The sequence below is a fragment of the Trebonia sp. genome, assembly GCF_030042015.1.
GTDB lineage: Bacteria > Actinomycetota > Actinomycetes > Streptosporangiales > Streptosporangiaceae > Trebonia.
Genome location: NZ_JASIAL010000154.1, coordinates 1 through 8,582 on the forward strand (window position 1 = coordinate 1; position 8,582 = coordinate 8,582).

The following is an 8,582-nucleotide window of genomic DNA, read 5'->3' on the forward strand; positions in this document are numbered from 1 at the left end:
CCGGAGCCGGCCCCGGGGCCGCCGGGCTGCAAGAAATCCGCTCCGCTTTCCGCCCGCGTGGGGTACCCGGCCGCCGCGCCGGCCGCGGCCCCGCGCGCGAACGCGGCACCTCCGTTTCCCCCGGCCCGGCCATTGGGGAAACCGCCGCCCTGGGCGCCCCTGGCAGCCCGGTCTGCCTGGCGGGGCCGCCCGCCTCGCCCGGCCGTGTTGCCCGCCGAGTTCTCCCATCCCTTGCCGTCGGCCCAGTAGGTATAGCCGCCATTGCCGAACGGGCTGTTGTCGCTGGTCCTGACCGCATTATTCACGCCGGTCTCGTAGTCGGCGTCCATGCTGGAGTCGCGCCAGAAACCGTCGTCGCCCCAGCCCTCCGGGTTGGGGTACTTCCCGGCGCCTGCCCCCGCGCCGTTACCGCCGGCGCTGCCGCTGCCGTTTCCGCGGGTGTAGCCACCGCGGTAGCCGTCGCCATTCCGGCCCGCGCCCTGAGCCCCGGCGCCGGGTGCGCCGGCGCCCTGCGCGCCGCCGGAGTAATCGTCAGCTTCCCGCCCTCCACCGGGCCCGTACCGCCCGTTAAAGTCGTCGCTACTACTCACACGTCCTCGCTGTGGCTGTGAGCGAGCCTGCCGGCCCGTTCCTGGCTAGATATCGTCAGGCCGGTCAGGCACGCACGGCGCGAATTCGCGGGCAGCCGTGGCCCGCCGAACCCACACGGTACATGGTGCGATGAACCTGCCTGGCTCTTTCGGCGCATGCCTCCTCGTGACGTAAGCGGGAACGTCCGCGCTGCGTCACGCCACTGCGGCTACTGGCCGCTCCGCGCACGGCGCCCCCGGCGTGCGGGGGGCTCGCCAGTGCCAAGGACGTACGACGTAGCGAGGTGGTTCCAGCCACAACTCTGGCAGACCTCGACCACGTAGACCCGGAATTCGCCGTATTCGGCCGCCATCTCTGTCAGCTCGGGCCCCCGCTTGACCCGTCCCGCGTACTGTCCGAGTTCATCCCCGTACACATAGGTGACATGCGTGAGGTTGCTCTTGCGGCAGATCGGGCAGCGCACGTCGGTCGGCTCGCCGTGGAACCTGGCCGCGCGCAGCAGGTAGGGGTGCGCGTCGCAGACGTCGGCGACGGTCGTGTGGCCCGCGTACACGGACGCGAGTGTCGCGCGCCGCGCAAGCCCGTAGTCCACGACCGATCGCCGAGATGCCATGTCCCACAGGGTACGTCGCGAACTCCGGCGAAGCCGAGCCCCCTTGCCATCTGAACTCGTTTGCCACCGGACTGCGGTTGCCGTCTGAACAAGACCCGCGGCTCCAGCCAGGTGAACAACCGGTTGCCGGAAGCGGAACGGTTGCATATGCTGTGGTAGTCCAGCTCGATATATCGAACCGAGATATCGGCAAGAGATATCGTGGAGATACACGCAAACCGTACCCGACGGGGGGACGCCGTGGGCCGCAACCGGACAGCCGTGCTTGAGTTCGCAGTTCTCGGGCTGCTGCACCGTGCGCCTATGCATGGCTACGAGCTGAGCAAGCAGCTGAACGTGCTGCTTGGGACGTTCCGGGCGCTCTCCTACGGAACCCTGTATCCCTGCCTCAACAAGCTGTACGCCGAGGGCCTGATCGCCAGGGAAGGCGACGATCCCCCGGCGCAGGCCCGGCAGGGCCAGGCCGCGAGGGCGGGCCGGGCGGGCCGGTCGAAGATCGTCTACCGGCTGACGGCCGAGGGCAAGGAGCGGCTGCACGGCCTGCTCACCGACTCCGGCCCCGCAGCCTGGGAAGACGACGAGTTCGGCGTCCACTTCGCGTTCTTCGGCCAGACGCGGGCGGATATCCGGCTGCGGATCCTGGAAGGCCGCCGTAGCCGGCTGGAAGACCGGATGGAAGGGGTGCGGGCGGCGCTCGCGCGCACCAGGGAACGGGTCGACAGCTACACCCTCGAGCTGCAGCGGCACGGTCTCGAATCGGTGGAGCGCGAGGTGCGCTGGCTCAACGAGCTGATCGCCTCGGAACGGAATTCAGAAGCTAACACAACCGCGGGCGGACCCTACCCGCCCGCGGGTCAGACCGACATGGATCGCGGAAGCGAGAAGGAGTCATCCTGATGGGAAAAGTGCGCGTCGCCATCGTGGGGGCAGGCAACTGCGCGAGTTCGCTCGTCCAGGGCCTTGAGTACTACAAGGACGCGGCCGACGCAGCCCGCGTGCCTGGCCTGATGCACGTTCGGTTTGGCGACTATCACGTGTCTGACGTGGAGGTGGTCGCCGCCTTCGACGTGGACGCCAAGAAGGTTGGCTGTGATCTCGCCGAGGCGATTTTCCTCAGCGAGAACAACACGATCAAGTTCGCCGACGTGCCGCCGACCGGGGTGATCGTGCAGCGCGGCCCGACGCTCGACGGCCTCGGCGAGTACTACCGCGAGACGATCACCGAGTCCGACGAGAAGCCGGCCGACGTGGTCGCCGCGCTGCGCGCGGCGCGGGCCGACGTGCTCGTGTCGTATCTGCCCGTCGGCTCCGAGGAGGCCGACCGGTTCTACGCGCAGTGCGCCATCGACGCGAGGATCGCGTTCGTCAACGCGCTTCCCGTGTTCATCGCCTCCGACCCCGTGTGGGCGGCCAAGTTCGCCGAGGCCGGCGTCCCGATCGTCGGCGACGACATCAAGTCCCAGGTCGGCGCCACGATCACGCACCGGGTGCTTGCCAAGCTCTTCGAGGACCGCGGTGTCGAGCTGCTGCGCACCTACCAGCTCAACTTCGGCGGCAACATGGACTTCATGAACATGCTGGAGCGCAGCCGGCTGATGTCCAAGAAGATCTCCAAGACCCGGGCGGTGACCTCCCAGGTGCCGCACGAGATGGAGAAGGCCGCGGTGCACATCGGCCCGTCTGACCATGTGCCGTGGCTCGAGGACCGCAAGTTCGCCTACGTCCGCCTTGAGGGCAGGTCCTTCGGCGACGTGCCGCTGAACCTGGAGTATAAGCTCGAGGTCTGGGACTCGCCGAACTCGGCCGGCGTGATCATCGACGCGATCCGCGCCGCGAAGATCGCCAAGGACCGCGGCATCGCCGGCCCGGTGATCTCGGCGAGCTCCTACTTCATGAAGTCGCCGCCCGAGCAGTTCGGCGACGACGTGTGCCGCGACCTCGTGGAGAAGTTCATCCGCGGCGAGGTCGACCGCTAGCGCGTCAGCCTTTTGTCGTAGGCCGGCCTTATAGTCCGCTCAGGAGCGGATGGCTGGAAGGACGGGCCTGGCCATGCGGAACGCCTGACAACGCGCGGCGGGAGCGGATATCGCGGCGCAAACCGGCGCGGCACATCCGGGCGCGCCGGCACTAAGCTGGACAAGTGGCGGCAGGGGCAGAGCCAGAAAGTCCGGTGCCGGGCGGCGCAGGGGACGCCGGCGCCGTCGGCGTGCCCGGTCGCAGGTCCACGTTCATCGCCGACCTGAAGGCCGTGCTGGCCGAACGGGACTTCCGCAAGCTGTTCGCCACCCGGCTGGTGAGCCAGACCGGGGACGGGATCATCACCGCGGCGGTCGGCACCTACGTGTTCTTCAACGCGAGCACGTTCCCGAGCCCGACGGCCGGCGCGGCCGCGTTCGCGGTGCTCTACCTGCCCTACTCGCTGATCGGCCCGTTCGCCGGGGTGTTCATCGACCGCTGGTCGCGCCGCCAGATCATGGTCTGGTCCGCGCTGATCCGCGCGGCGTTCGTGGTGGTGACGGCCGCGCTGATGGCCGGCGGCAACCGCGGGGTGGCGCTCTACGTCGCGGTGCTCGCGGTGCTCGGCGTGAACAGGTTCTTCCTGTCCGCCCTGAGCGCCGCGCTGCCGCACGTGGTGCCGGAAGGCAAGCTGGTCATGGCCAACTCGGTCTCCCCGACGGCTGGCGGGATCATGAGCGCGATCGGCGGCATCGTCGCCCTCGGCCTGAACGCGGGCACGGGCGACACCGAGCGGGGCGCCGCCGTGACCATGCTCGTCGGCGGCGGCTGCTACGTCGCGGCCAGCCTGGTCGCGGCCACCATGGGCAGGTACCTGCTCGGCCCCGAGCGGGCGAGCGCGCGCGTCCGGGTGCTCGACGAGCTCGCCGTGGCCGCGGCCGGCCTGCTGGCCGGCGTCAGGTACGTGCTGCGACGGCGCGGCCCGCGCGCCGCGCTCGGCGCGACCGGTGCGTACAGCTTCCTGTTCGGCCCGCTGTTCCTGATGTCGATCCTGCTCTACAGGAACTACTTCTACCCCGCGCACGTCACGACGGCGGAGTCGCACGTCGGAGTGCTCGCGGCCGTCTCGGCGGTCGGCTACGCGTGTGCCGCGGTCGTGACGCCGCCCGCGACGCGGCGGATATCCAAGCAGGCGTGGATCACGCTGCTGCTGATCGCCGCCGCGGTCGTGGCCGGACTGGGCGGGGAGACGTTCAACCAGATCGCGTACCTGGCGATTGGCTTCTTCATGTACCTCACCAGGCAGGGCGTGGCGATCAGCGCGACCACGATCCTCCAGGAGCAGGTCGAGGACACCTACCGGGGCCGGGTATTCGCCTTCTACGACATGATGTACAACGCCACCTACGTGGCGGGCGCCGCGGCGTTCGCGGCGTTCATGCCGGTCAACGGCAAGGCCCCGGCGATCGTCGCCGTGGTCGCCGTGGGTTACCTGCTCGCCGCGGCCGGCTACTGGCTGTCGTCCGGACGTTCCCCGGGCGCGGAGTCCGCCGCCGCGCGCAGCCCCATGGAAGAGGCCCAGCGCAGCAGCTCCTGAGTGGCCCGCTCCTTGCCGAGCGACCCCTCCTCGAGCCGCAGCTCAAGCAGGAAGTTCCACGCCTTCCCGACCAGCGGCCCTGGCGCCAGGCCGAGCAGCGCCATGATCTCGTCCCCGTCGAGCTCGGGCCGGATCTTGTCGAGCTCCTCCTGTTCGCGAAGCGCCTCGATGCGCTCTTCAAGCGCGTCGTACGCGGCCGCCAGCCGCGCGGCCTTGCGCGCGTTCCGCGTCGTGCAGTCCGCCCGGGTCAGCGCGTGCAGCCGGGTCAGCAGCGGCCCGGCGTCGCGCACGTACCTGCGCACCGCCGAGTCGGTCCATTCGCCGTCGCCGTATCCGTGGAACCGCAGGTGCAGCTCCACGAGCCGGGACACGTCGGCGGTGACCTCCTTGCCGAACCGCAGCTCGGAAAGCCGCTTGCGCACGATCTTCGCGCCGGCCACCTCGTGGTGGTGGAACGCGACCTTGCCGCCGGGCAGCAGGGTCCTGGTCTTCGGCTTGCCGACGTCGTGCAGCAGCGCGGCCAGCCGGAGCACGAGATCGGGCCCGAGGCCGTACCTCGGCTCGAGGTCGATCGCCTGCCGGAGCACGATGAGGCTGTGCGTGTACACGTCCTTGTGCCGGTGGTGCTCGTCGACCTCCATCCGCAGCGCGGGCACCTCGGGCAGCACCAGGTCCGCCGCCCCGGTGCGCACGAGCAGGTCGATCCCGTCCGCCGGCGACGGGGTCAGCATGAGCTTGGTCAGCTCGTCGGCGATCCGCTCCGCGGAGACGATGGCCAGCCGGGGCGCCTGCGCGCTCATGGCCGCCTGCACGTCCGCGGCGACCGTGAACCCGAGCCTGGCGGCGAACCGGGCGGCGCGCAGGATCCGCAGCGGGTCGTCGGAAAACGAGTCCTCGGGGCGCCCCGGCGTGCGGATCACGCGTTCGGCCAGCGCCGCCAGGCCCCCGAACGGGTCGACAAGCTCATAGGAGGGCAGCCGCGCCGCCATCGCGTTGATCGTAAAGTCCCGGCGCGCCAGGTCCTGCTCAAGCGACGTGCCGTAGCGCACGTCAGGCTTGCGCGAGCGCGGCTCGTACCGCTCGCTGCGGTAGGTCGTGATCTCGAACACGACCTCGCCCTTGCGCAGGCCGACCGTGCCGAACTCGATCCCCACCGTCCAGGTGCTGTCGGCCCACCCGCGGGTAATCGCGAGGACCCGCTCGGGAACCGCGTCGGTCGTCAGGTCCAGGTCACCGGGGCGGCTGCCGAGGAAGACGTCCCGCACCGGCCCGCCGACGAGCGCGAGCTCGTGCCCCGCCTGGGTGAACAGCTCCCCGAGCTCGGCCGCGGCCGGCGTGACCGCACGCAGCAGCGCCGTGGCCGCCTTACGCTGGTCGGCACGCACGGTGGCGGCGGAGGTGGGATCTGACACGGGCATCGAGGGTAGCTAGCCCAATCCTTTCAGGAAAACGGCAATAGCATGCGAAGCGTGCGCACTGTCGTTCGTACCCTGATGGCTGGCTTCCTCGCCCTCGCCGGACCGGTTCTCGCCGCACCGGCCGCGGCAGCCCACGTCCAGGAAGCACAACAGTCAGCCCGAACGGACAGCGCTTCCTCTCACCAGCTCACCATCTCTATCGACGCGCTGAACCCGAGCTTCGCGACTCCCAGCTCCACCGTGACGGTAAGCGGGACGGTAACCAACGATACCGGCTCGCCCCTGCAGGGCATCCAGGTACAGCTGCTGACCGAAGACCAGGACTTCCTGGCCCGCTCGCAGATGGACAGTTACGCCGCCGGCAGCAACTCGGTGATGTCCCCGCTGCCGATCGGCACCCCGTACGTGGTGCCGGGCACCGTGCGCAGCGGCAGCACCGTGCGCTGGTCCGCGTCGTTCAGCGCGGCCGCGGCCTACTACGGCGCCACGTTCGGCGTGTACCCGCTCGAGGCACAGGCCGAGTCAGCCGGTGGCACCCCGCTCGCCGCCGAGCGCACTTTCCTGCCGTTCTGGCCGGGCAATGACTCCGCGGACCCGCTGAGCACCGCCTGGCTCTGGCCGCTCATCGACGAACCGCAGCAGGGCCCGTGCCCGCAGACGCTGGCCACGAACTCGCTGGCGGCGAGCCTGCGCACCGGGGGGCGGCTCGACACCCTGCTCGCGGTCGGCGAGCAGTGGGCCCAGCAGGACGAGCTGACCTGGGTAGTCGATCCCGCGCTGCTGTCCGACGCGCAGCTGACGGCACAAAGGCACTTCGTCGGCGGCAACGCCACCTGCACCGGGGCGCCCGTTTCCCCCGCCAGCGCGGCCGCCGCCAGCTGGCTGGCTGCGCTGCGGACAGGGACGGCCGGCGAACCCGTGGTCGTTACCCCCTACGCCGACGCCGACGTCGCCGCGCTGACCCGGGCAGGCCTGGACGCTAACGTGCGGACCGCCTACCAGCTCGGGGAGTCGGTCGCCAGGAAGATACTGAACCGTCCGTTCGGGATGGCCGGAAACGGTCCTGGCGACGGCGGGTCGGCGGCGCTCGCCTGGCCAGCCGGCGGGACCGCGGACGCGAGCCTTCTCACCAGCCTCGCCACCAACGGCGGCATCTCCACCGTCGTGCTGAACAGCGGTGAGATGACATCCACGGACGCGCCGTACGACAACGCCCTCGCCGCGACCACGACGGGCACCGGCACCGAGATGGGGGTCCTGCTGGCGGATTCGGAGCTGACCAGCGTGCTCGGCTCGGCGTCGGCAGGCGCGCCGGCCGGCGCACAGTTCGCGGCCGAGCAGGACTTCGTCGCACAGACCGCGATGATCGCCGCCGAGGCGCCCTACCAGAAGCGCTCCCTGGTCCTCGCGCCGCCGCAGCGCTGGGACCCGCCGGCGGCCGAGGCGGAAAGGCTGCTGTCGCTCACCTCGTCGCTGCCCTGGCTGCACCCGGTGGGGCTGTCCAGCCTTGCCTCCGCCGCCGACGATCTCAAGGCGCGCCAGCCGCTGGCGGGCAGCCAGGTCGACACCGCCGAGCTGGGCAGCGGCTACCTCAGCGAGGTCAGGTCGGTCGACAGCAGCCTCGCGCTGTACACGGACCTGCTGTACCAGCCGAGCGCGAGCATGCTGCAGACGCTCGACGCCGCGGCGGTCGGCACGGAGTCTTCGGCCTGGCGCGGCGCGGGCGGGGCCGCGGGATCGCTGGCGCTGACCAAGCTCGCGGACTACCTGCGGTACTGGGAGCAGAAGGTCCAGATCCTGGCGGGGACGAAGCTGCTGCTCGGCGGCGCCTCCGGTCCGGCGCCGATATCCGTGCAGAACGCCGGGCAGCTGCCTGTCCAGGTCGGGGTCGAGGTGATCGTGCCGCCGGGCAGCGGGCTTTCTGTCGCGAACCCGCACGCCCTGATCGTGGTGCCGGCCGGGAAGACGGGCACGGTGACGATGACCATGTACTCAAGCGGCATCGGAACCACCACGCTGCAGCTACAGTTGGTGACGAAGAATGGGTTGCCGCTGACCTGGCGGGGGGCGTCGCAGTCCCTGAGCGTCGAAGCCACGCATTACGGCCGGGCGCTGCTCGTGCTGATCGCCGCCGCGCTGGGGGCTCTGGTGCTCACGTCGATGGCGCGGTGGATCCGCCGGTGGCGGAATGACGGCAGAGTACACGGCAGATCTGGAGGCGCCGGATGACCAGGCCGACGCGGCCCGGCGGGGACCGTCCCGGATCGCCCGAGGATCATCAGGGAGAGGACCGCGCCGGTAACGGCCACGGCGACCCGACGGACCGTCCGCGCCCGCCCGGCCCGCGCGCCAGGCGGCAGCCGCCGCCGGCACAGCCGGCACCGCAACCGCCGGCACAGCCGGCACC

At 70.6% G+C, this 8,582-nt stretch carries 6 protein-coding genes and 1 pseudogene; 4 read left to right on the forward strand and 3 right to left on the reverse strand.

Annotation, left to right across the window (positions count from 1 at the left end):
* Positions 1–590 (reverse strand): annotated as a pseudogene (locus tag Q1N79_RS07835) (hypothetical protein); the annotation flags it as partial.
* Positions 591–799: 209 nt separating this feature from the next.
* Positions 800–1,204, reverse strand: a complete 405-nt coding sequence (locus Q1N79_RS07840) for a DUF5318 family protein (RefSeq protein ID WP_300606041.1) — start codon at positions 1,202–1,204, stop codon at positions 800–802.
* A gap of 261 nt (positions 1,205–1,465) precedes the next feature.
* Between Q1N79_RS07840 and Q1N79_RS07845 the strand changes: the two genes are divergently transcribed.
* The 3 genes from Q1N79_RS07845 to Q1N79_RS07855 all read left to right on the forward strand — a co-directional run bounded on the left by Q1N79_RS07845 (position 1,466) and on the right by Q1N79_RS07855 (position 4,757).
* Positions 1,466–2,101 carry a PadR family transcriptional regulator gene (locus Q1N79_RS07845; RefSeq protein WP_300606043.1) on the forward strand — a complete coding sequence of 212 codons (636 nt, stop codon included), beginning with the start codon at positions 1,466–1,468 and terminating at the stop codon, positions 2,099–2,101.
* Positions 2,101–3,180 carry an inositol-3-phosphate synthase gene (locus Q1N79_RS07850; RefSeq protein ID WP_300606045.1) on the forward strand — a complete coding sequence of 360 codons (1,080 nt, stop codon included), beginning with the start codon at positions 2,101–2,103 and terminating at the stop codon, positions 3,178–3,180. The genes Q1N79_RS07845 and Q1N79_RS07850 overlap by 1 nt, the downstream gene beginning before the upstream one ends.
* 164 nt (positions 3,181–3,344) lie before the next feature.
* Positions 3,345–4,757 carry an MFS transporter gene (locus tag Q1N79_RS07855; RefSeq protein ID WP_300606047.1) on the forward strand — a complete coding sequence of 471 codons (1,413 nt, stop codon included), beginning with the start codon at positions 3,345–3,347 and terminating at the stop codon, positions 4,755–4,757.
* Here the strand turns inward: Q1N79_RS07855 and Q1N79_RS07860 are convergent.
* A complete protein-coding gene (locus Q1N79_RS07860) occupies positions 4,670–6,142 on the reverse strand; it encodes a CCA tRNA nucleotidyltransferase (protein ID WP_300606050.1) in 1,473 nt (490 codons plus the stop codon). The two genes, Q1N79_RS07855 and Q1N79_RS07860, sit on opposite strands and share 88 nt — an antisense overlap.
* 84 nt (positions 6,143–6,226) lie before the next feature.
* On the opposite strand from Q1N79_RS07860, the gene Q1N79_RS07865 reads away from it, so the two are divergent.
* The gene (locus Q1N79_RS07865; RefSeq protein WP_300606049.1) at positions 6,227–8,404 is read left to right on the forward strand and encodes a DUF6049 family protein; all 2,178 of its coding nucleotides are present in this window, start codon (positions 6,227–6,229) and stop codon (positions 8,402–8,404) included.
* Positions 8,405–8,582 lie beyond the last annotated feature (178 nt).